The sequence below is a fragment of the Actinoplanes lobatus genome (assembly GCF_014205215.1).
Classification (GTDB): Bacteria; Actinomycetota; Actinomycetes; order Mycobacteriales; family Micromonosporaceae; genus Actinoplanes; species Actinoplanes lobatus.
Genome location: NZ_JACHNC010000001.1, coordinates 2791517 through 2811560, shown reverse-complemented (window position 1 = coordinate 2811560; position 20044 = coordinate 2791517). Strand labels below are relative to the sequence as shown.

Annotated in this window: 18 protein-coding genes; 9 read left to right on the top strand and 9 right to left on the bottom strand. The window is 70.4% G+C overall.

Annotated features, from left to right (window positions below; translation table 11 throughout):
* Positions 1–480 precede the first annotated feature (480 nt).
* Genes BJ964_RS12920 through BJ964_RS12910 form a run of 3 tightly spaced genes read left to right on the top strand, consistent with a single transcriptional unit; the run spans position 481 to position 3625 of the window.
* Positions 481–1128: a hypothetical protein gene (locus BJ964_RS12920; protein ID WP_188120901.1), complete on the top strand. Its 648-nt coding sequence runs from the start codon at positions 481–483 to the stop codon at positions 1126–1128.
* Positions 1128–2423, top strand: coding sequence for a glycosyltransferase (locus BJ964_RS12915; protein ID WP_188120900.1), 1296 nt, complete (start codon positions 1128–1130; stop codon positions 2421–2423). The genes BJ964_RS12920 and BJ964_RS12915 overlap by 1 nt, the downstream gene beginning before the upstream one ends.
* Positions 2423–3625 (top strand): hypothetical protein, encoded by a 1203-nt coding sequence (locus BJ964_RS12910; RefSeq protein ID WP_188120899.1) that lies wholly within the window; start codon positions 2423–2425, stop codon positions 3623–3625. The genes BJ964_RS12915 and BJ964_RS12910 overlap by 1 nt, the downstream gene beginning before the upstream one ends.
* A 15-nt stretch (positions 3626–3640) precedes the next feature.
* Here BJ964_RS12910 and BJ964_RS12905 read toward each other — a convergent pair whose 3' ends face one another.
* The 6 genes from BJ964_RS12905 to BJ964_RS12880 all read right to left on the bottom strand — a co-directional run bounded on the left by BJ964_RS12905 (position 3641) and on the right by BJ964_RS12880 (position 11546).
* Complete coding sequence (locus tag BJ964_RS12905; RefSeq protein WP_316253943.1) at positions 3641–4453, bottom strand: prenyltransferase/squalene oxidase repeat-containing protein; 813 nt, start codon at positions 4451–4453, stop codon at positions 3641–3643.
* A 126-nt stretch (positions 4454–4579) separates the two neighbouring features.
* A complete protein-coding gene (moeZ, locus tag BJ964_RS12900; RefSeq protein WP_188120898.1) occupies positions 4580–5800 on the bottom strand; it encodes an adenylyltransferase/sulfurtransferase MoeZ in 1221 nt (406 codons plus the stop codon).
* Between the two features lie 70 nt (positions 5801–5870).
* Positions 5871–7748 (bottom strand): DUF3152 domain-containing protein, encoded by a 1878-nt coding sequence (locus BJ964_RS12895; RefSeq protein WP_188120897.1) that lies wholly within the window; start codon positions 7746–7748, stop codon positions 5871–5873.
* Positions 7749–7816: 68 nt separating this feature from the next.
* Positions 7817–8722 (bottom strand): DUF3152 domain-containing protein, encoded by a 906-nt coding sequence (locus BJ964_RS12890; protein WP_188120896.1) that lies wholly within the window; start codon positions 8720–8722, stop codon positions 7817–7819.
* A 266-nt stretch (positions 8723–8988) separates the two neighbouring features.
* On the bottom strand, positions 8989–9936 hold the full coding sequence (locus BJ964_RS12885) for an alpha/beta fold hydrolase (protein WP_188120895.1): 948 nt from the start codon (positions 9934–9936) through the stop codon (positions 8989–8991).
* Complete coding sequence (locus BJ964_RS12880) at positions 9936–11546, bottom strand: Daple (RefSeq protein ID WP_239163840.1); 1611 nt, start codon at positions 11544–11546, stop codon at positions 9936–9938. Before BJ964_RS12880 ends, BJ964_RS12885 begins: the two co-directional genes overlap by 1 nt.
* Positions 11547–11844: 298 nt before the next feature.
* Between BJ964_RS12880 and BJ964_RS12875 the strand changes: the two genes are divergently transcribed.
* The 3 genes from BJ964_RS12875 (at position 11845) to BJ964_RS12865 (ending at position 14808) form a co-directional block, all read left to right on the top strand.
* Positions 11845–12504, top strand: coding sequence for a TetR/AcrR family transcriptional regulator (locus tag BJ964_RS12875; protein ID WP_188120893.1), 660 nt, complete (start codon positions 11845–11847; stop codon positions 12502–12504).
* Between the two features lie 40 nt (positions 12505–12544).
* The gene (locus BJ964_RS12870) at positions 12545–12769 is read left to right on the top strand and encodes a DUF3107 domain-containing protein (protein ID WP_188120892.1); all 225 of its coding nucleotides are present in this window, start codon (positions 12545–12547) and stop codon (positions 12767–12769) included.
* Between the two features lie 233 nt (positions 12770–13002).
* Positions 13003–14808 (top strand): DEAD/DEAH box helicase, encoded by a 1806-nt coding sequence (locus BJ964_RS12865; RefSeq protein WP_188120891.1) that lies wholly within the window; start codon positions 13003–13005, stop codon positions 14806–14808.
* A 67-nt stretch (positions 14809–14875) separates the two neighbouring features.
* Here the strand turns inward: BJ964_RS12865 and BJ964_RS12860 are convergent, their stop codons facing one another.
* Complete coding sequence (locus BJ964_RS12860) at positions 14876–15532, bottom strand: biliverdin-producing heme oxygenase (RefSeq protein ID WP_188120890.1); 657 nt, start codon at positions 15530–15532, stop codon at positions 14876–14878.
* Between the two features lie 105 nt (positions 15533–15637).
* Between BJ964_RS12860 and BJ964_RS12855 the strand changes: the two genes are divergently transcribed.
* On the top strand, positions 15638–16792 hold the full coding sequence (locus BJ964_RS12855; protein ID WP_188120889.1) for a class I SAM-dependent methyltransferase: 1155 nt from the start codon (positions 15638–15640) through the stop codon (positions 16790–16792).
* Here BJ964_RS12855 and BJ964_RS12850 read toward each other — a convergent pair.
* Together BJ964_RS12850 and BJ964_RS12845 are read right to left on the bottom strand one after the other, a co-directional pair.
* Positions 16785–18089, bottom strand: a complete 1305-nt coding sequence (locus BJ964_RS12850) for a hypothetical protein (RefSeq protein WP_229806624.1) — start codon at positions 18087–18089, stop codon at positions 16785–16787. The genes BJ964_RS12855 and BJ964_RS12850 overlap by 8 nt on opposite strands.
* Positions 18082–18294 carry a heavy-metal-associated domain-containing protein gene (locus tag BJ964_RS12845; protein ID WP_188120888.1) on the bottom strand — a complete coding sequence of 71 codons (213 nt, stop codon included), beginning with the start codon at positions 18292–18294 and terminating at the stop codon, positions 18082–18084. Before BJ964_RS12845 ends, BJ964_RS12850 begins: the two co-directional genes overlap by 8 nt.
* A gap of 109 nt (positions 18295–18403) precedes the next feature.
* Between BJ964_RS12845 and BJ964_RS12840 the strand changes: the two genes are divergently transcribed.
* Both BJ964_RS12840 and BJ964_RS12835 read left to right on the top strand, forming a co-directional pair.
* Positions 18404–19024: a hypothetical protein gene (locus tag BJ964_RS12840; RefSeq protein WP_188120887.1), complete on the top strand. Its 621-nt coding sequence runs from the start codon at positions 18404–18406 to the stop codon at positions 19022–19024.
* Positions 19021–20031 carry a nucleotidyl transferase AbiEii/AbiGii toxin family protein gene (locus BJ964_RS12835; RefSeq protein ID WP_188120886.1) on the top strand — a complete coding sequence of 337 codons (1011 nt, stop codon included), beginning with the start codon at positions 19021–19023 and terminating at the stop codon, positions 20029–20031. Before BJ964_RS12840 ends, BJ964_RS12835 begins: the two co-directional genes overlap by 4 nt.
* The last annotated feature ends 13 nt before the right edge of the window (positions 20032–20044 follow it).

The window sequence follows — 20044 nt, the reverse complement described above, 5'->3', positions numbered from 1 at the left end:
ACTCACGATCCAAAGTCGATGATGGAAGTTTGTTGCGGCCCAACGCTTCCACGGAGCCCGGCGTCGCCTCTCAGGCCAACTGGCGAGTGACGATGCGATCGCGGCAAATACAGAGGGCTAGCAATATCCGGGACTCGATCACTACATAGGGTGACAACGGCCGGATGACTCAGTGTTGCGCCGCCAAGGGACCCTCCCGGTACGGTGCGTGGGCTGTCGTTATCCCGTTTCCTTCCAGCCAACGTCGGCACCCTGGATGCGCCCTGCCCAAATGCGGCGCAAATCAGTGGGCCGGCCCGATCCAGTTTCGAAGGATCATGCTCAGCCTTTTGAACTTCGGGGCGTCACCGTTTCGCGTCCTCTTCCTGTTGGTATTGATCGTCTTCGGGTTGACCGTTCTTTCGAACATCGTCGCCGCGACGACGAGTCACCTGATAGACCGCCGGACGAAACGAATGATCGAGCGCTTCGGGAGCCACCATGGGTAAGACGTCACGCACGGGCCGATTCCGCGCTCGAATGACGAGCATTTCAGCGCTCGCTCTCGTCATGGTCACCAGCGGCCTCTTCTCCGCGTACGCCTCGGCGAACACATACGAAGCCATGGCCAACCGAGACATCCCGGTGTCCGACGTCGTCGAGAGCGTCCGCTTCACGTCCGACGACGCTACGGACGATCAGCTGGTCAGCGCATATCGCGCGACGTACAGCCCGGGCATGTTCGGAACCCCCGAGATGATCAAGCTCCCCGAGGCCGGCAAGCACATCCGCATCACACCGGCCACATATCAGGGTGGGCACTGGAAGGCGACCAAAGGCATCGCCCACACCTTTCTGAACGCCGGCCCGCGCCAGAAGGTATTCGGCAGCGCCTTCATCTACATGCGCCTGAACACGCTGACCACGAAGAATCTGGGTCAGGTGTACCCGGGTGACCTGGTGAACATCGTCACGACCCAGGGCTGGCAGCTGGGTTACCGGGTGACCACGGTCGGCACGGACGTATCGCAGTTGAAGCCCTTTGACGACGCCTCTGACTCGGCGATCGTGGTCACCTTCATCGATGACAAAACGGGTGCCGTCTCCTGTTTCATCGCCCACCTTTCGAAGGTCGGAGACCGCACCTGATGGATTCGGCGACCCTTTACGAAGTCATTCGCAACACCACTCGGCTGTTCGCCGTCCTGATGCTCGTCAAGTACACCCTCTTCCTGCTGGTCTCACCGTTTCACCACACGAAAGAGGCGATGCGGAGACTGCGCGTCGCCAGGAAGAGGCGTGGAGTCGCCTACGAGCCCCTGGTTTCCCTCCTGGTGCCCGCCTGGAACGAGGAGATGGGCATCACCGCCACCATCAACTCGATCCTGGAGAACGACTACCGCAACATCGAGATCGTGGTGGTGGACGACGGCTCGACCGACAGCACGCCTGAGCTGGTCAGGGCACTGGTGGCCGCCTATGAGGCGGACCATCCGAACAGCACCAAGTCGATCCGGTTCCTCAGCAAGGCGAAGGGCGGCAAGGGCACGGCCCTGAACTACGCCGTCGAGAACGCCCGCGGCGAGATCCTGGTCTCCGTCGACGCGGACTCCATCGCGCACCCGCACATGGTGCGGAACCTGGTCTCCTATTTTGCGGACGACACGGTCGACGCCGTGGTCGGCAATGTCAAGGTCGCCGGCGAGGTGGGGTTCCTGAACCTCCTGCAGAAGCTGGAGTACCTCTTCGGCTTCTACTCCAAGCGAGCCCAGTCCCTGCTGGGGGCCGAGTACATCTACGGGGGCGCCTGTGCCGCCTTCCGGAGGTCCACCGTCTTCGATGCGATCGGCGTGTTCGACACGTCCAGCATCACGGAGGACATCGAGATGTCGCTGCGGACGCGTTTCCACGGCCTCAAGGCGGTCTATGCCGACGACGCCATCTGCTACACCGAGGGCGCCGGCACGGTCATGGGCCTTCTCAAGCAGCGGCTGCGGTGGAAGAAGGGGCGCTTCGAGGCGTTCGGGAAGTACAAGAAGCTCTTCTTCTCCACGCGGGCGCAGCACAGCATGTGGCTCACCTGGTTCGCTCTGCCGTTCGCGATGCTCGCGGAGTTGCAGCTTCTGTTCGAACCCGTCGGACTGACCCTGCTCGCGCTCTACAGCTACGTCACCGGTGACTACAGCTCACTGCTGTTGGGCGCGCTCTTCATCGGCATCCTCTATGTGGTCGTCGGGCTGTTCACCGAACGGGCGAGGAACTGGTGGATCATTCCGCTGTTCCCGTTCACCTGGATCATCTTCTACGCCCTGGTGTGGATCGAGTACATCGCGCTCCTCAAATCCATCTCCAACAGCATCCGCGCACGCGGCGTCGAGTGGCAGAAGTGGCAGCGAAAAGGCATCACCGTGCGGCCGGCCCAGCCTGTTAGGGAGACTGTCTGATGCGGAAGCGTGACGTAATGATCTCCACGTGCCTGTTCCTGGCACTGGTGATGGGCACGTTCAACATCGTGATAACGCATCTGACCGGCAGCGGCCTGTTCGAGCGATCGCGGCAGAGCCTCGCCCTGGCCAGCGCGGCGACGGCGTGCACCGGCGAGCCGGCTCCGAAGAGGCAGCCGACGGCCGATGCGCAGCTGCTGGCGTTGCCCGAGTACGAGAAGGTGTGCGGGTCCGCTGTCGCCGACAGCATGATGATCTTCACCCAGATGCCGATCTCCGAGCCGAGCGCCGTCGAGATGGCCGACGCGATGGCCGCCCGGCTCAAGGAGTTCAGCGCTCAGGGCATCACGCCCATCGTGATCGTCGAGCCGGAGTCCGAATGGGGACTCGTCGACTTCCACGAGTACACGACCGGCATGTACGACGGCTGGACCGCCAAGTACTTCAATCGCCTCAAGAACCGCGGCGTCTCCGACCGTCAGATGGGTCTCTGGATCCCGTTCCCGGAGCCCGAGCAGCCGTACTGGAACAACAACGGCGACCCCGACGACTTCGCCAACAACGTGAACCGGTACTTCCGACTGCAGCGTTCCATCTTCCCGAAGGTCCAGACCGGCGTGCTGCTGGGCACCCAGGCAGGCACCGACCAGACACCGAAACTGCTTGCCTACACCCGCCTGATCGACGATTCGCTCGTTGATTTCGCAGGCGTGCAGGGTTTCCCCTGGCACCCGTCGGACTCTTCCGACAGCCGACCGGCCGTGATCTCCGCCAGTGAATTCGCGTCCGCGGCCGCGGCAGAGCAGGTGGCGCAGTCACTCGGCACCCAGAAGGTGCTGCTGAATGTCGGTAGCTACCGGCACAAGCTGACCAGGAACGGTGGCGAGATCGCGGTCGACGCACGTGAGCGCCAGGCCACGCTGCAGAGCATCACCGATCAGGTGACGACACTCCGCAGGAACGGCTACGACGTCCTGGTGAACGTCTTCGCCGAGAACAAGACGAACCGGCCGGAGGGCATCGACTGGTCCTACTGGGCGGCGGGCAATCCGGCGGAGTCGGTCTACACCTCGATGTTCGTCCAGTTCGCCCACGAGCTGAACGAGCAGGGCGCCACGCTGAGCCTGTACGACGCGCGGATCGTTCCCGCGCCCCAGCCCAGCACGAGCAAGCGGACGAAATCCAGCCGGCGCCGGCAGTGATCGCTCCGAGAGGGCTCAGCGGCAGGCGCGCAGGGCGGTCAGGGTGACGTTGACGTCGAAGATCGGGCCCTCGTTGCTGTCCCAGCCGCCGTCCGGCCGCTGAGTCTCCCCCAGGCGCTTGCGCGCGTTCCGCAGCAGCCAGTCGTCGCCCAGGTTGACCCGGCGCAGAGCGGCCGCCATCGCGGCGACATCGGCCGGGGCCATGTCGGGCAGCCGCTCGCCGAGGACGATCTGCACCCGGGACGACTCGTAGAAATACTGCTGCTGGTGAAGCAGGCCGGCGGTGTGCCAGCCGGCCGCCAGGAACGACGGCCAGGAGCCGTCCGGCCGCAACTGGGAGGCGACGAAGCCGGCCGCGCGGGCGAGCACCTCGTTGTAGTGCCCGCGCGTCTGGTAGGGGTCGGTCTCGACAGCCGCCGCGGTCAGCCAGAAGCCGGCCACCGAGGTCAGGTAGAGAGTGGCCTCCGGGTCGCCGGGCATCGCCCAGGCCGGGGCCTCGCCGGCCAGCGACTCGTGCTCCTGCCAGGTGCCGTCGGGACGCTGGGCTCCGGCGAGCCAGTGCAACGCGCGCTCCGCGACCGGGCCGGCCCGCAGGCCACCGAGGTCGTCGAGCTCGCTGAGACGGAAACAGCTGGCATCGACCGAGGGGACCTGGCCGTCGGCTGACGCCGGCCAGCCGCCTTCCACCATCTGCCCGTCGGACAGCCGGTCGATGATCTCCGGGGTAGCCGGCTGACCGGTCCGCAGATATGACAGGCGCGCGCGCTCGACCGGGTCACCATGAGCCATGACGTAACCGATCGCGGCATCGATATCGACCACGGTCACGAAACTACCCGCCGAATCTGTGATTCGCTGACGCCTTCGACCATCTGTCGCAATGGTCCGTTTCTGTCACTGCAGCCTCACACTGAGGAGCCAAGATCATGACTCCTCAGTGTGACGGATGTCCGCTCAGTACGACGGCAGCGACGGGTCGATCGTGTTGACCCAGGAGACGATGCCGCCCTGGACGTGCACGGCGTCCTTGAAGCCGGCCGCCTTGAGCGCGGCGAGGGCCTCGGCCGAGCGCACGCCCGACTTGCAGTGCAGGACGATCTGCTTGTCCTGCGGGAACTTCGCCAGCGACTCGCCGGAGAGGATCTCGCCCTTCGGGATCAGCACCGCGCCGGGGATGCGGTTGATCTCCCACTCGGCCGGCTCGCGGACGTCCACCAGGAAGATGTCCTTGCCGCTGTCCTGCCAGTCCTTGAGCTCGCGGACGCTGATCGTGGAGCCGGTGATCGCCTCCACGGCCTCCTCGGAGACCGCGCCGCAGAAGTCCTCGTAGTCCTCGAGCAGGTCGGTGACCGTCGGGTTCTCACCGCAGAGCGCGCAGTTCGGGTCCTTACGAACCTTGATCTTGCGGTACTCCATCTCCAGGGCGTCGTAGACCATCAGCCGGCCGACGAGCGGCTCACCGATGCCGGTGATCAGCTTGATCGCCTCGTTGACCTGGATCGAGCCGATCGACGCGCACAGCACGCCGAGGACGCCGCCCTCGGCGCAGCTCGGCACCATGCCGGGCGGCGGGGGCTCCGGGTAGAGGCAGCGGTAGCAGGGACCGTGCTCCTCCCAGAACACCGAGGCCTGGCCGTCGAAGCGGTAGATCGAACCCCAGACGTACGGCTTACCGAGCAGCACCGCGGCGTCGTTGACCATGTAACGGGTCGCGAAGTTGTCGGTGCCGTCGACGATCAGGTCGTACTGGGAGAAGATCTCCTTGACGTTGTCGCGGTCCAGCGCGGTGTTGTGAATGATCACGTTCACCAGCGGGTTGACCTCGGCGATGCTGCGGGCCGCGGACTCGGCCTTCGGCGTGCCGACGTCGGAGACGCCGTGGATGATCTGACGCTGGAGGTTCGACTCGTCGACCGTGTCGAAGTCGATGATGCCGAGCGTGCCCACACCGGCCGCGGCCAGGTAGAGCAACGTCGGCGAGCCGAGGCCGCCCGCGCCCACGGCGAGGACCTTGGCGTTCTTCAGCCGCTTCTGCCCGTCCATCCCGACATCGGGGATGATCAGGTGTCGCGAATAGCGGCGGATCTCGTCGACGCTCAGCTCGGCGGCCGGCTCGACGAGCGGGGGCAGAGCCACATTCACTCCCCGGGTTCGGTGGTAAGGATCGCCGCCCATTGTTGCTCGATTCGCGGGCGCTGATCCATGACGTTGGACACGGGCCCGACATGCGGGATCGCGGAATAACTCAGGCTACCGGCTCACCGGCGTACCGCTCGCCGTCCAGGTAGGGCCAGGAGTTCGGGGTACAGCCCTTCAAACCGAAGGTCTGCTGCATCATCACCGGGGCCTTCTCGCCGTCACCGGGGCACTTCTCGTGCCCGTGCCCGAGCTCGTGGCCGACCTCATGGTTGATCGTGTACTCCCGGTACTGCTCCAGCCGGCCCTCGTAGTCCGGTATCGCGTCGGCCCACCGGTCCGCGTTGATGATCACCTGACCGGGGATCCGGCACGAGGTGTACCCCTCGGTGGCCAGGCCGCCTGCCGCGCACATCTCCTCCGAGGTGGGCCCCGACGCCAGGAAGATCGTGAAGTCCACGTCGTCACCGCCGTTCGCCACCCGCCGCAGCCGCAGCCGCCCGTCGTTGACCCAGCTCCGGTCATCGCCCAGCGTCCCGTCGACGGCCTCGGCGAACTCCCTGGCCGACGTGTCGTCGACGATCTTCTCGACCGCCACCCGGAAGCGGTACAACTCGCCGTCGGTGCCCAGCATCGGGCCGCGGCCACGCGCGTACCGGAAATCGCCCGCCTTCGCCATCGGCTCGTCGTCCTCCCCGGTGACCGGTTCGACCGCCCCTGTCGTCGGTGCGGCCGGTTCGGCCGGCTCCAGCCTGGTCTCCGGCAGCACCGGACCGGCCGCCGGGCCGATACCCGCCGGTTCGGCCGCCCGCTGCGCGGCCTCCTGCCCGGGGACGAGTGGGTCCGGCCGGTCGCGAAGCTGATGGCCGACGATCAACACCAGGGCGACGATCAGGAGGTACGCGACGAGCACGGCCCTCCGGCGGCGCCGGATCCGGGGCGGTGCCGCATGCCGGGGCGGAGCCTCGTCGTCCCGGGAGTGCACGGGCACGTATTCGGTTTCGGTGTCGTGGCCGCCGCGCGCCAGCACGGACGGCAGGAAGTCGGGTTCCTCCTCCCGGAGCGCCTCGGCCGTCGGCCGGCGCCGCTCGTCCGGGGACGGCTCCTCCGCCCGCGGGGGCACCAGCACCGGCACATGGAGGTTCCCGGCGAGACCCGGGTCCATCAGGGCGGGCGGGGGCCACAGGTTGTCCGGCAGTTCCGCGGGCAGGCGGACGCTGGGCGGCAGCCCGGGGCGGTTCCGCGTCGGCGGGTACCGCAGGTTCTGCTCGGCGTGCGACTCCGCACCGGCGAGGCCGGCATGCGGTTCCAGGCCGGAGCCGACGGTGCCGGGCGGAGTCTCGGCCCGATGGGCGCCGGGGCGCTCGACGATCGCGGGTCCGTCCTCCCGCTCGGGTCGCGCCGGGGCGCCGGGCGTCTCGAGCCGGCCGTCCTCGCCGGACGGTCCTGGCTGCGGGCGGAGGGCTTCCGGCGGGCCGGTGGGTGGGCGGGAGGCCGGCGGTGGCCGGTTGCCCGTGCCGGGCCGGGTGCCGCCGGGAACGGCACGGATGGCGGGACCGGTCGACCGGCTCGATCGGCGGGTTCCGGTGGCCCGCGAATTCGGGTAGGCGCCGGGCGCCGCCATCGGTTCGCCGCCGGCGGGGGTGGCCGGCTCCGGCTCGGGTTCGAGGGCCGCCCGTGAGGCGGCGAGCTCGACGATGCCGCGGGTCATGGCCGGCGGTTCCGGCATTCCGGGTTCCGTGGGTTCCGGCGCTCCCGCTTCCGCCGGCTCCGGCATGGCGGGCAGTGGCGGGGTACGGCGGGTCCTGGTGGGCCGGTCTTCGGCGGGCTTGGCGGTGGCGGCCACGGAGCGTGTCCGGCGGGCGGGGGTGGGTGCGGGCATGGCCGGGGGCGCCGCGGGATCCGCCTCGGCGCGGGAACGCTCGGCCCGGCCACGCCGACCGGTGCCGGCGTCCGGATCATTGGGGCCATTTGTCGCGTTTGCCATAGCAAGCGCCAGCCTGCCATGACTCACCGTCTGTCACAGGACTTTCGGATTTCCGTACCGGAACAGCGTCAGAGTGACGGGCCGGTCAGGTTCTCGTCGTTGCGGCGCGGCCACGAGTAGGGCTTGCAGCCACGAAGCGTGAGGGTCTGCTGGACCATCACCGGGGCCGGGCCGCCCGCCTTGGGACAGCCCTCGTGCCGGTGGCCCAGCTCGTGCCCGACCTCATGGTTGATCACGTACTGCCGGTACGCGGCCAGACCGGCACCCGACTCCACGTAGGGACGGGCCGACTTACGCCAGCGGTCCAGATTGAGGATGACCTTCCCGGTGGCCCGGCACGACGTGAACGGCACCCCGCCGATCCGGATGTTGGTGCCGCCCCGCTCGCACATCAGCCCCGCGGTCTCCCGGGTGGCGAGGTAGATCGTGAAGTCCGCCTTCTCGGCGCTGTCGACCATCTGCATCCGCAGCCCGCCGGAACCGGTCCAGCCGCGCTCGTCGGAGAGGGTGGCGACCACCTGCGCGGCGAAGGCGGGCACGTCCTCGCCGCTGCCCTTCTCCACCGCGACCTTGAAGCGGAGCACCGGGCCCCGCGTGCCGTAGACGGGGCTGCGACCGCCCGCGTACTCGAAATCACCGGACCCCTCGGCCGGGACCGCGCCGTCGATCTGCATCACGCCGTCGGCCGGGAACACCGGTGTCTCGGCCGCGGTGGAATCGGCCGGGACGGCCGGGGACGGGCTGCCCGGCGCGATCGACGGAACCTCGGACGGTGCGGGAACGGCCGCCTCGGCGGGAGAGGCCGCGGCCACCGGGTTGCCGGGCGGGGCGGCGCCGGCGAGGAACTGCCGGCCGATCGCGACGGCCGCGAACAGCACCGCGGTGGCGAGCAGGACGATCAGCCAGGACTGCCGCCAACGGTCCGTGCCGGACGAGGTCCGCGACTCACGGGGCGGGGCGGCAGGCGAAATCATCGGCTCCCAGATTCCCACACCGGGCTTCCGCTTCCCACCCATCGAAGATCTTGTGCCCTTTGTTACAACATGCAACCTCATTCGTCCCGGGGCGTGCCTACGTGCCGGAAAGGACCCGGACCACCGCATCAGCCCGGCGGGCGCTCCGCGGCCCGGACCGGGCAGGCGATCCGGAAATACACGATCGAGAGCGGGTAGCCCGTACCGGAGAAGTCGTCGCCGGGAGGAAGGGAGGGCTCAGCAGGCCGGAAGGACGGCCGGGAGGGTCATCGGGTGTCGTCGAGCAGGCCGATGATGCCGCGGGCGACCAGACGCGGGACCTCCATCTGGGCGACGTGGCCGACGCCGGGGAGGATCAGCAGGCGGCCGTCCGGAATGACCCTGGCGACCTGGGCGGGTACGCGGGGGTCGACCAGGCGGTCGTTGAGGCCGCCGATGACCAGGGTGGGCGCCTGGATGCGGGCGGCGAGGCGCCACTGCGAGTCGGCTCCCGGAAGGTACGCCCGGAGGAAGCTGCTGACCAGGCCGCGCAGCGTGCCCAGATAGGCCTTCGGGTAGTGGGCGACCGTGTAGCGGAGCTGGATCTCCTCCAGCGCCTCGGCGCGGCGCTGCGGATGCACCCTCGTGGTGTCGCCGAAGCAGGCGGCCAGAACCTGCTCGGCCATCTGCTCGGCGGTGACCCGGGTGAGCGCCCAGGCCATCAGGCGATCGGCGGCGGGCATCGCGAGCAGCGGCAGCACCGGGCCCTGCGCGGTCCGCCGGGGGTCCAGGAACGGCATGGCCGGGGAGATCAGCGTGAGCGTGCGCACCAGGTCGGGCCGCAGGGCCGCGACCCGCACCGAGATGGAGCCGCCGAGCGAATTGCCGATCAGGTGGACCGGGCCGCGGCCGGCGTGCTCCAGGTAGTCGATCACGGTGGCCGCGAAGGCCGCGATGGAGTAGCGCGGGCTCGGGTCGCTGTAGCCGAAACCGGGTAGGTCGATCGCCTGGCCGTCGAGCCGGTCGGCGAGCAGCCCGGCGAGATCGGTGAAGTTCTGTGCGGAGCCGCCGAGCCCGTGCACGTAGACGGCGGGCTCGGCGCCGGGGCTCTGTGCCGGTGTGTCGCGGACATGCAGCATCGCGCCGCCGACCGTGACCCGGCGCGCGGGCCACGGAGGCGGAACCACATCCGCCGGCAACAGCGCACTGTCGTCGGCCAGAACCGCACCCTTCATCAAGCCAAGAGTGCCTCAAGCCGCCGATTGACCGCCGCCAGTGTGGCGCGGACCATGGCGTGCCGGTCATCGCCGGTGACCACGGCGGAACCGGCCAGTTGCTCGACCCAGCCGCCGCCGCAGGACAACAGCAGCACCACCACGGCGACCTGCATCGGGCCGAACGAGACGGCGGAGGCGTGTTCGACGAAGCAGCGGGCCGGGCCGTCCTGGTGCTGGGAGGCGGAGAGCAGGTCGTCGACCGCGCCGGCGGTGGCCGTGGCGCAGAGGCGCAGCAGGTAGCCGTCGACGGCCGGGCCGGTCGCCACGCCGGAGGCGGTCCGCCCGCCGGCGCGCAGCCGCACCTCGACGGTGGCGTCCGCACCGAACGTGTTGACGTGCACGTTCTCGATGATCACGCGGGGGCCCGGGTTGTCGCCCGGGTCCAGTGGGCGTGGCCTGGAGGCGTCGGCCGGCACCAGCGAGGCGCCCGCGTTCACCATCCGCGGCCGGGGTTCCTCGACCGGGATCCGCGGCATGGCGGACACCGGCGCGACCGGGGGCACCGGAGCGACCGGGATCGGTGCGGGCACGGGCATCGACGACACCGGGGCGACCGGGGCCGCGGCCCGGCCCGGCCGGGTCGGCTGGGTGGGCAGCAGCGGGGTCCGGGACGGGTTCGACGGCGGGCGCAGGGCGGCCGGCGGGTCACCGGGCATGGCCGCGTCGAGGCCCATCCGGTCCTGGAGGAGGCGGGCCACCTGGCGGCTCACCTCGGCCGGGTCGGCGCCGTCGGACAGGTCCAGCCGGAGGCTGTGCGCCCCCGCCGGGGTGGCCCGCAGCGAGGCGTCACGCACACCGTCGACCTCGCGGACCGCGGCGAGGATGTCCTGGACGTCGAAGCCCTCCTGACGCTCCTGCGCCGGCACGACGTCACCGCGACGCAGGTGCGTCGCGATGCGCGCCAGGGCGGGCGCTTCGGCCGATGGCTCCACGGAGGGCGGCTCCGGAACTCTCGGGACGTCCGGCTGGGCCGGGACGCGCTGGGGCAGTGTCCCGCTCGGCTCACCCTCGGTGCCGGCCGTGGGGGCCGGCTCCGGGAGACCCGGGAACGCGGGGGGCGGTGCATAGGACGGGTGATGCGGGAAGCTCGACGCATCGTACGCCGAACGGGCCGTCGCCGGGTCCCCGTCGGCCGGCGGGGCGTCGAACTGGGGCAGTCCCTGGGCGAGCGTGTCGGTGACCAGGGCGTGCCGGGAGCGGATCGGCTCGGAGGAGACCGGCGCGGGCGAGTCGGGAGCCCAGTCGGGCCGGGTCAGCGGCGCCGAGCCGCGCTGCGGTCCCGGATCGCGGTACGAGTCGTCGAGATCACCCTCGTACGGATACGGGGGTGCGCTGCTCGGGGCGGGCGCCCCGGACGACGGCGCGGGAGGCCGCCGGTGGCCGAGGATGTCGGCGAGGCGGTTGCGGTCCGGCCACGGAGCGGTGTCCCCTGGCGGGGGAATCTCGGAGCCCGGCTGGGGCGCCGGAACAGCCGACGACGGCGCGGCCCCGAAGGGTCGTTCCGGTGGGAACTGCTGCCGGCCGAAGGTTCGCCCATCCGACGGACGCCGCCATGGTGGCGTGTCCACTCCCTGCTCCAATGCAGCTCCATTGCTGGACCACGGACTGTCGGTGCTCGCCCAGCCGTTCACCCGGTTGCGGTCATGCGAGTCGGCGCCGTTGCCACCCGTTGAGGCTCCGGCTTCTCCGGAATGCCCTGATTCATCCACCGCGTGCTCCTCGCTCGCCCCCGCTGAGGCTACCGTGTCGTTGCAGTGGCGATAAGTTGCAGCGTCGCGACAATTGCCCGCACGACCGCGACATGAGCCGATCCGGGCAATCCAGGAAGCCAAACCGCGGGGACCGACCCCCTGGAGGTTCACAGAAATGACCGCTGCGTCCGGCGGGCAACAGACCGCACGACCCACCCGCCTGCCCCGATCGGCGCGACGCAAGCAGTTGCTCGCCGCCGCGCAGCAGATCTTCGTCGCGCACGGCTACCACGCCGCCGCGATGGACGACATCGCGGAGCGGGCGGGCGTCTCGAAGCCCGTTCTCTACCAACACTTCCCTGGCAAGCTGGAGCTCTACCTGGCCCTGCTGGACACGCACTGCGACGCGATAATCGCCAAGGTGCGCGGGGCCATGCTGGCGTCCCCCGACAACAAGGACCGGGTGAAGGGCGCCGTCCGGGCGTACTTCGACTTCATGGATCACGAGAGCGAGGCGTTCCGGCTCGTCTTCGAGTCGGACCTGCGCAACGACCCCCAGGTCCGCCAGCGGGTGGAGCGGGTCGAGCAGGGCTGCATCGCGGCCGTGACCGACACCATCATCTCGGACACCGGCCTCCGGCCGGACCAGGCCGAACTGCTCGCCTCCGGCCTCGCCGGGGCGGCCGGGCAGGCGGCGCAGTTCTGGCTCGCCAACGGCCGGCGTACGCCCAAAGCTGAAGCCGAAGCGCTCGTAGCTGCGCTGATCTGGCGTGGGATCGCCAGCTTCCCGCTGCAGGGTGGTTCAACGGCCGGTACGGCTGCGGAAATCGGATAGCCTTTCGATCGGGTAGACGGATTTCTTGAGGAGGGGCTCCGTGGAGGTCAAGATCGGCGTGCAACAGTCGCCGCGTGAGCTTGTGCTGGAGAGCGCTCAGACTCCGGCGGAGGTCGAGCAGGCCGTAACGGAGGCTCTGGCCAAGGACGGTGTCCTGACACTCACCGACGAGAAGGGCCGCAAGGTGATCATTCCGATCACCAAGGTGGCCTACGTGGAGATCGCCGAGGCGTCGCACCGCCCGTTCGGCTTCACCACACGCTGAAACGCTCGCTGAGTTTCATCACGGGAGGGCACCCTGGTCTCAGGGTGCCCTCCCGTAACTCTCTCTTGGATGCGTCTGCTAGCAGGTCGGGTAGAGTGGCCTGAGTCGCCGTCGATCTGTCGAGTCGACGGCCAGCGTGTGGCCCGCTTTCGAGCGTGCGGCCCGCGCCTATACGAGACCGCGCCCCAGAGCTTTTCGACGGGCGCACCACGAGAGGGCACCCGTAAAACTTCATGACCGACAACGAGCAAGCTCTAGTCCCCGTAACTACCCGCGCGCCGGTCCGTCCCGACAGCCCCACCTTCGCTGAGCTGGGCGTTCGCGCCGAGACGGTGGAGGCTCTGGCCAAGGCGGGCATCACTCACGCGTTCGCGATCCAGGAGTACGCACTTCCGATCGCGCTGCGCGGCACCGACCTCATCGGCCAGGCGCCCACCGGCACCGGCAAGACCCTCGGCTTCGGTCTGCCACTGCTGGAGCGGGTCACCTCCCCTGTCGAGGGCGCCACCGGGCAGCCCCAGGCCCTGATCGTCGTCCCCACCCGTGAGCTGGGCATTCAGGTGGCCCGCGACCTCGCCGCGGCGGGCAGCACCCGGGGTGTCCGGGTTCTGCCGATCTACGGCGGGGTGGCATACGAGCCTCAGGTCGAGGCGCTCAAGAAGGGCGTCGAGATCCTGGTCGGCACCCCCGGCCGCCTGCTCGACCTGTGCAAGCAGAAGCAGCTGAAGCTGAGCTCGATCCAGGCCCTGGTGCTCGACGAGGCCGACCGGATGCTCGACCTGGGCTTCCTGGAGGACGTCGAGAAGATCCTGGCGATGATCCCGGAGCACCGGCAGACCATGCTGTTCTCGGCCACCATGCCGGACCCGATCGTCGCCCTGTCCCGGCGGTTCCTGCGCAACCCGGTCACCATCCACGCCGGGCACACCACCGAGAGCGGCCCGTCGCCGCTCACCAAGCAGGTCGTCTACCGCACCCACCCGCTGAACAAGCTGGAGATGGTGGCGCGCATCCTCCAGGCGCGCGAGCGGTCCCTCACGATGATCTTCACCCGTACCAAGCGGGCCGCCGACCGGGTGGCCGAGGACCTCGACTTCCGCGGGTTCGCGGTCGCCGCCGTCCACGGTGACCTGGGCCAGGGCGCGCGCGAGCGTGCTCTGCGGGCGTTCCGCAGCGGCAAGATCGACGTGCTGGTGGCGACCGACGTGGCGGCCCGCGGGCTGGACGTCTCGGGCGTCACCCACGTGATCAACTACGACTGCCCGGAGGACCCGGAGACCTACACGCACCGCATCGGCCGCACCGGCCGGGCGGGCGCCACCGGTGTCGCGGTCACCTTCGTGGACTGGGAGGACATGCCGCGCTGGGTGCTGATCGACAAGTCGCTCGGCCTCAGCATGCCGGAGCCGCCGGAGACGTACCACACGTCGCCCGCGCTCTACGCCGACCTGGAGATCCCGACCGACGTCTCGGGCACGCTGCCGACCGCCGAGCGGAGCCGGGCCGGGCTGTCGGCCGAGGTCGAGGAGGATCTCGGCGGCGTCGGTGGGCGGCGCGGTAACGGCCGCGGGCGCGGGCGCGGGCGCTCACGTGGAGGCGACTCCGGGCCGTCCACCTCCGCTTCCGCGGCTCCTTCGGACGAGGCTGAGCGGCCTCAGCGGCAGCGTCGCCGGCGGCGGGTGGTCGAGGACTCCGAGACCCAGTCCGGTACGCCCTCCGGCGCTTCCGAGGCGCAATCCGGCGCTTCCGAGGCGCAGGGCGCGGTCACCGGCTCGGACGAGGCCGCTCCTCGTGCCCGGACCCGTCGTCGCCGGACGACCGCCACCTCACTGGTCTTCTCCGAGGGCGACGCTCCGGCGTCCGACTCGGCTCCGGCGCCCGACTCCGCTCCGGCGCCCGACTCCGCTCCGGCGCCCGACTCGGCTCCGGCGTCCGATTCCGCTCCGGCGTCCGAGCCCACCGCCGCGGACTCACCGGACGAGGCCGACGCTCCCCGGCGGCGCCGTCGCCGCACCACCCGCACCGCCTCGGACGCCTGACCCCTTTTTGTGCGGATCTTGGACGATTGACCACCGGATGCGGTGGCTGGTCGTCCAAGATCCACTGTCAGGTCCAGCCCTCCCACAACTCGGCCAGCAGGTCGATGTTCAGGCGGAACGCAGCGGACACCTCGCTCACGAAGGCGTCCTGCTCGGGCCGGCTCCACGGGACGGCGTTGAGCCGCTCCCGGTAGCGGGCCCGGAACAACGCCGGGTCGACGCCCTCGAACACGAAGAACCGGTATCCGTGGCGGCGGAACCCGTACGCCCCGACGACCGCCTGCCCCAGCCACTGCCCGCCGGAGAGGTCGCCCAGGTAGCGGGTGCAGTGATGGGCCACATATCCGGTGGCCCGGTCGAACGCGGCAGTGCGGATCCGCGTGCAGTAGGTGGTCGTGGCCGGCAGCGCGGTGATCCGGCTCTGCCAGCGCGGCCCGAACAGGAACCGCAGGTCGGACCCGAGCGACGGCATCCGGTACAGCTCCGGGTAGACGAACCGCCGGGCCACCGGGTCGTCGGCCATCGCGCCGGCGGCCAACTCCAGTGACTCGTAGATGAACCAGTACTGGGCCAGCAGTTCGGCGTACGCGGCCATCGGCAGGCGCCCGGAGGCTATCCCGTCGATGAACGGGCTGTGCCGCGCCGCGGCGTGCTCCTGTCTGGTGGCCTCCCGCAGGCGGGCGGTGAGCAGCGTGGGCGCGGAGGAATCGGCGAGGAACGACATGTGGGGGGCACCTCGTCTTCTTCTTCTACATCGATCAACCTAACCGCGTCGCGCGAGATCCACAGCCCCGCGGAGACATCCCGGGCGCCGGGCAGAATGGATTCCATGCCAGAACCGCTCGAAACAGTCCTCGCCGAGGTGCGGGAGCTCCTGCTCGCACCGGGCCTCACCCGGGCCGTCGCGGCCGGCCGGCGCCGCGGGCACGTACCGTCGGTGACCAGGGCCCAGGTACGGCCGGTAACTCTCAAGCACGGGCGGAAACTACAGATCGTCACCGATGACGGTGCTCGGCCGTACACGCGGAACGTCGCGCCCGGCCCGGAGGCCGCCGCGGCGGTCGACGAGCTGCTGGCCGAGCCGTTCGGCAACTGGCACGTGGAGACCGATTCGGCCACCGTGCAGGTGCGGATCACCAAGAAGGGCGACGCGCAGGTGCACCGGGCCGGAACCGTCGCCGCGCCGCGCGCCGCCGAGGGCCACGACCGGGCCAAGCAGTGGCTGCTCGATCCGGGCGACCCGCTGTTCTCGGTGGTCGGCGGCACCGCGGCGAAGCGCCGCCAGATCGACGCCTTCCTGCGCGCGCTCGCCGCGACCCTGCCCGACGAGCTGCCGAGCCCGCTGCGCGTCGTCGACCTCGGCTGCGGCAACGCCTACCTCACCTTCGCGGCCTATCGATATCTGTCCGGCCGGGGCGCGCACGTCCAGGTCGTGGGGGTCGATGTCCGAGAGGATCAGCGGGTACGCAACAGCGCCGTCGCCGCCGAACTCGGCTGCTCCGCCGAGGTGGCGTTCGTGGCCGGGACGATCGAGGAGGCCGAGCTGCCGTTCCAGCCGGACCTGGTGCTCGCCCTGCACGCCTGCGACACGGCCACCGACCAGGCGCTGGCCCGGGCGGTCGGCTGGGAGGCCCGGTGGGTGCTGGCCGCCCCGTGCTGCCACCACGACATCGCGGCGCAGCTCAAAGGCAATCCAACCCCTTCGCCGTACGGGGAGATGACCCGCCACGCGATCCTGCGGGAGAGGTTCGCCGACGTGCTGACCGACTCGCTGCGGGCCGCCCTGCTGCGGTTGCGCGGCTATCGGGTGGACGTGGTCGAGTTCATCGACTCGGCGCACACCCCGCGCAACCTCATGTTGCGGGCCCGGCGGACCGGCGCGGCGCCCACCGACGAACAGCGTGCCGAGTACGACTCGCTGACCGGCCAGTGGGGCGTGACGCCGGCGCTCTCCCGGATGCTCAGCCCTTTGGATTTCAGCTGACGACCACGGTCCAGGCCGCTGTGGAGACCTTCCCGGCGACCTGGAAGTCGAAGAACATCCGGTAGGTGCCGGGGCTCGGGGCGGCCAGCCAGAACTTGACCTTGCCGTCGACCAGTCGCGTCTCCGGGTGCACGTGCACGTAGCCGAGGTCGCCCTGGCGCAGCACCACCAGGTGACCGAAGGCGCCCAGGTACGGCTCGACCGTCACCGGCCGTCCGGCCGCGTCGGTGACGGTCATCAGCAGCGGCTGGGTGGACTCGGTGACGGGCGTGCCCTCGTACCCCACCTGGTGGCCGTCGGCGGTCGTGGCCCGCACCGGATCGGGCAGGGTGACCGGCGTGTAGCTCCCGGCGACCGTCAGGTCGCTGCCCAGCGTGGAGGCCAGCCGCTCACCGCCGACCACCGCGGTGAAGTCGGCGATCATGCGGTAGACGCCGGGTTCGGCGAGCGTGAGGTCGACACTCCACGTGCCGTCGGCCGCCATCACCGGGTGTAGATGCTGGAAGCCGGTCAGATCACGGCGGATCACGATGAGATGCAGCGGCTTGTCGTGCACGACGTCGTAGGTGGTGACCGGCGCGCCGCCCGGGCCGTTGATCGTGAAGTCCAGCCGCTGCGGACGGCCGCCCTGGAAAGTGGTGACCAGCGGGGTCAGGGTGAGGCCGTTGCCGCTGAGCGAGAGGCCGCCGACGGCGGCGCCCTGCCCGGTCGAACCGATCGGTGCGGTGGTGCCGTGGGTGTGCGGTTGACTCTCGTCGAAGGCGGACGCCGTCGGGGTGGGTTGCGTGCCGGCCGGGGTCGCGGTCGTGCCGGCGGTGCCGCCGTTGAGCCGGCCCAGCCCGTAGCCCGCGAAGAGCACCACGATCAGCAGAGCCCCGACGGCCGCGAACCGAAACCCGGGCGTCGCGGAAGCCCCGCCTCCCCCACCCACGAGCCCAAGGCGCGGCGCGCCGGTGTCGTCTCCCGAGACGTCGCCGGTGTCCACCCGCCCATCCCGGCCCTCGTCGGCCGGTGCGGCCGCGGGCGCCCGCCCATCCCGGCCCTCGTCGACACTGCCCGGGCCGGTGGGCGTCTGCCCGGGCCGGCCCTCACCGGCCGCGGGCGCCCGCCCATCCCGGCCCTCACCGACACCGCCCGCGCCGGGCCGGCCCTCGTCGACGGGGGTAGTGAGGTTGGGGTGCGGCTCTCGCGTACCCTCGGTTTCCGATTTTTCGGCTTTTATGGTCATTGATTCTGATGGGTGACGCTGCTCGGCCGGCCTGCGCCCGACCGGGGTGGCCTGCGTCTCGTCAGGCATCCGCGAGCTCGTAGCCGGCCTCGTCGACCGCCTCCCGCACCGCCTGCTCGGCGAGCGGAATCTCGCTGGCGACCGTGACGCCGCCGGAGGCGAGATCGACCTGCACGCCGGTGACACCCGGCAGGGCGGACAGCTCCTGGGTCACCGACTGCACGCAGTGCGAGCAGGTCATGCCTTTCACCGTGTAGGTGCTGGTGACCGCCATGATGGGACCCCTTCCGCCCGTCGCCGAAACCCCGCCGGCTCCCCCGTGAGCCTACCGTCCGCCGGTTCCGCGACCCGGAGATGTCATACCCCGCGGTTAGCGTGCGCGCGTGAGCCGATACGAGATCCATCTGACGGTCGCGGCCGAGGCCGACGACGAGCAGCTTCGATCCTGGGCGACGGCCCGGGGCGTGCGGTGCACCCGCATCCTGCTCGATCGGGGCGACCACGCCAGCCAGCCGATGCTGAGCTGGCTCTCCGACGGCACACCGGTCTCGGCGGAGGCCGACGCCCGCCGGGTCGCGGCCACCCTGGGGGCGGCCGGCTTCCCGGTCACCCGGCTCAAGGTCGAGGCCGCCGCCTCCGGCGGAGAGGCGCCCGTCAACGCGGCCGACGCACGGCCCGACCTCTACTTCGAGCATCACGTCAAGGTGCTGCTGCCCGCCGGTGCCCCGCTGGATCCGGTTCGTGAGCTGGCCGTCCGGCACGGCGCACACCTGTCGCGCAATGCCCGGCGGACACGGCCCGACGGCGTGCAGGAGAGGTTCGTCACTCAGCGCTGCTACCGGGCGGGCCGGGCGGAGGCGGCCACCGCACTGGCCGGGCTGCTCGCCGCCGTCGGTGGCGCGGGCCTGGAGGTGGCCGAGGTCGAGGAGGAGTATGTGCTGGTAGACGACAATCCGGGCCTCGACAGCGGCTGGTTCGACGACCCATCGGGCACCCCGGCATGACCGCGCACCGGGCCGCTCTCGACCACATCCTCGGGGTGGTCGCCGAGCAGCCGTGGGCGGAGTGCCTGGTGCTGCGCGGCAGCATGACCATGGCGTCGTGGGTGGGCGACGCGGCCCGGCCACCGGGCGACATCGACTGGGTGGTGTGGCCGCCCGACGCGGTGCCCGTGGACTACCTGGATCCGTACCCGGTGCTGGACCGTGCCGACGTCCCCCACCACTGGCCGGAGGCCGCCCGTCATCTGGCCTGGACGTTCCAGGAGTTCGACTCCGACGGCCCACGGTCCGTGTCTTCTCCGGATCATGCGAGCTGGGTGTCCGGGGCCCAACCGGACGAGGCCCCCGACCCGGTCCACGACCGGCTCGAAAAGCTGCTGGCCGCACACCCCCGGGCGTCCGGCGGAGTGGTCCTCGACGCGAGCCGGATCGCGCACGAGGCGACCTGGGACTACACCGTCTCGTGGTCGGAGTATTCGAACATTCGCCTGGTCGCCGGCAGCCGCGCCCGCATGGTGATCCCGTGGACGGCGCCGGGCGGCGAAATCGGGAGCGCCCGGATCGACCTGGCCTACGACGAGGTGATGGCGGATGCCGTGGTCCGCACACCCATCCGGCGTGCCGACGGGCTGCCTCCGACCATGGCGTGGACGGCGAGTCGCGAGCTCTCCCTCGCCTGGAAGATGCACTGGCTGACCGTCGACCAGGCCACCGAGGGCGTCTCCGCGATGAAGGACGTCTACGACGCCGTGCTCCTGGCCGAGCTGGACGGGATGCGCCTGTCCCGCCGCCTGCGCCGCCTGGTGCTCAGCGCCGAGGGCGCGGCCCGCCTGCTGGCCCCCTCCGAAATCCCGAAGTGGGTGCTCGACGCCCCGCCACCCGACGGTGGCAGCCCCGGACCCTGGCTGGCCCGTCTGGCCACCGCGGTCGACCGGCTGGTCCTCCCTTCCGACCGGTCTTCCCCGGTGCCCGGCACCCGGCTCGGCGGATCGGCTCATCGGCCGCTGTGACACCATGCGACCG

Coding starts and splice junctions, on each gene's coding strand:
- BJ964_RS12920 (WP_188120901.1), top strand. CDS start 481: ATGGGTAAGACGTCACGCACGGGCCGATTCCGCGCTCGAATGACGAGC.
- BJ964_RS12915 (WP_188120900.1), top strand. CDS start 1,128: ATGGATTCGGCGACCCTTTACGAAGTCATTCGCAACACCACTCGGCTG.
- BJ964_RS12910 (WP_188120899.1), top strand. CDS start 2,423: ATGCGGAAGCGTGACGTAATGATCTCCACGTGCCTGTTCCTGGCACTG.
- moeZ (WP_188120898.1), bottom strand. CDS start 5,800: ATGGGCGGCGATCCTTACCACCGAACCCGGGGAGTGAATGTGGCTCTG.
- BJ964_RS12895 (WP_188120897.1), bottom strand. CDS start 7,748: ATGGCAAACGCGACAAATGGCCCCAATGATCCGGACGCCGGCACCGGT.
- BJ964_RS12890 (WP_188120896.1), bottom strand. CDS start 8,722: ATGATTTCGCCTGCCGCCCCGCCCCGTGAGTCGCGGACCTCGTCCGGC.
- BJ964_RS12885 (WP_188120895.1), bottom strand. CDS start 9,936: ATGAAGGGTGCGGTTCTGGCCGACGACAGTGCGCTGTTGCCGGCGGAT.
- BJ964_RS12875 (WP_188120893.1), top strand. CDS start 11,845: ATGACCGCTGCGTCCGGCGGGCAACAGACCGCACGACCCACCCGCCTG.
- BJ964_RS12865 (WP_188120891.1), top strand. CDS start 13,003: ATGACCGACAACGAGCAAGCTCTAGTCCCCGTAACTACCCGCGCGCCG.
- BJ964_RS12860 (WP_188120890.1), bottom strand. CDS start 15,532: ATGTCGTTCCTCGCCGATTCCTCCGCGCCCACGCTGCTCACCGCCCGC.
- BJ964_RS12855 (WP_188120889.1), top strand. CDS start 15,638: ATGCCAGAACCGCTCGAAACAGTCCTCGCCGAGGTGCGGGAGCTCCTG.
- BJ964_RS12850 (WP_229806624.1), bottom strand. CDS start 18,089: ATGCCTGACGAGACGCAGGCCACCCCGGTCGGGCGCAGGCCGGCCGAG.
- BJ964_RS12845 (WP_188120888.1), bottom strand. CDS start 18,294: ATGGCGGTCACCAGCACCTACACGGTGAAAGGCATGACCTGCTCGCAC.
- BJ964_RS12835 (WP_188120886.1), top strand. CDS start 19,021: ATGACCGCGCACCGGGCCGCTCTCGACCACATCCTCGGGGTGGTCGCC.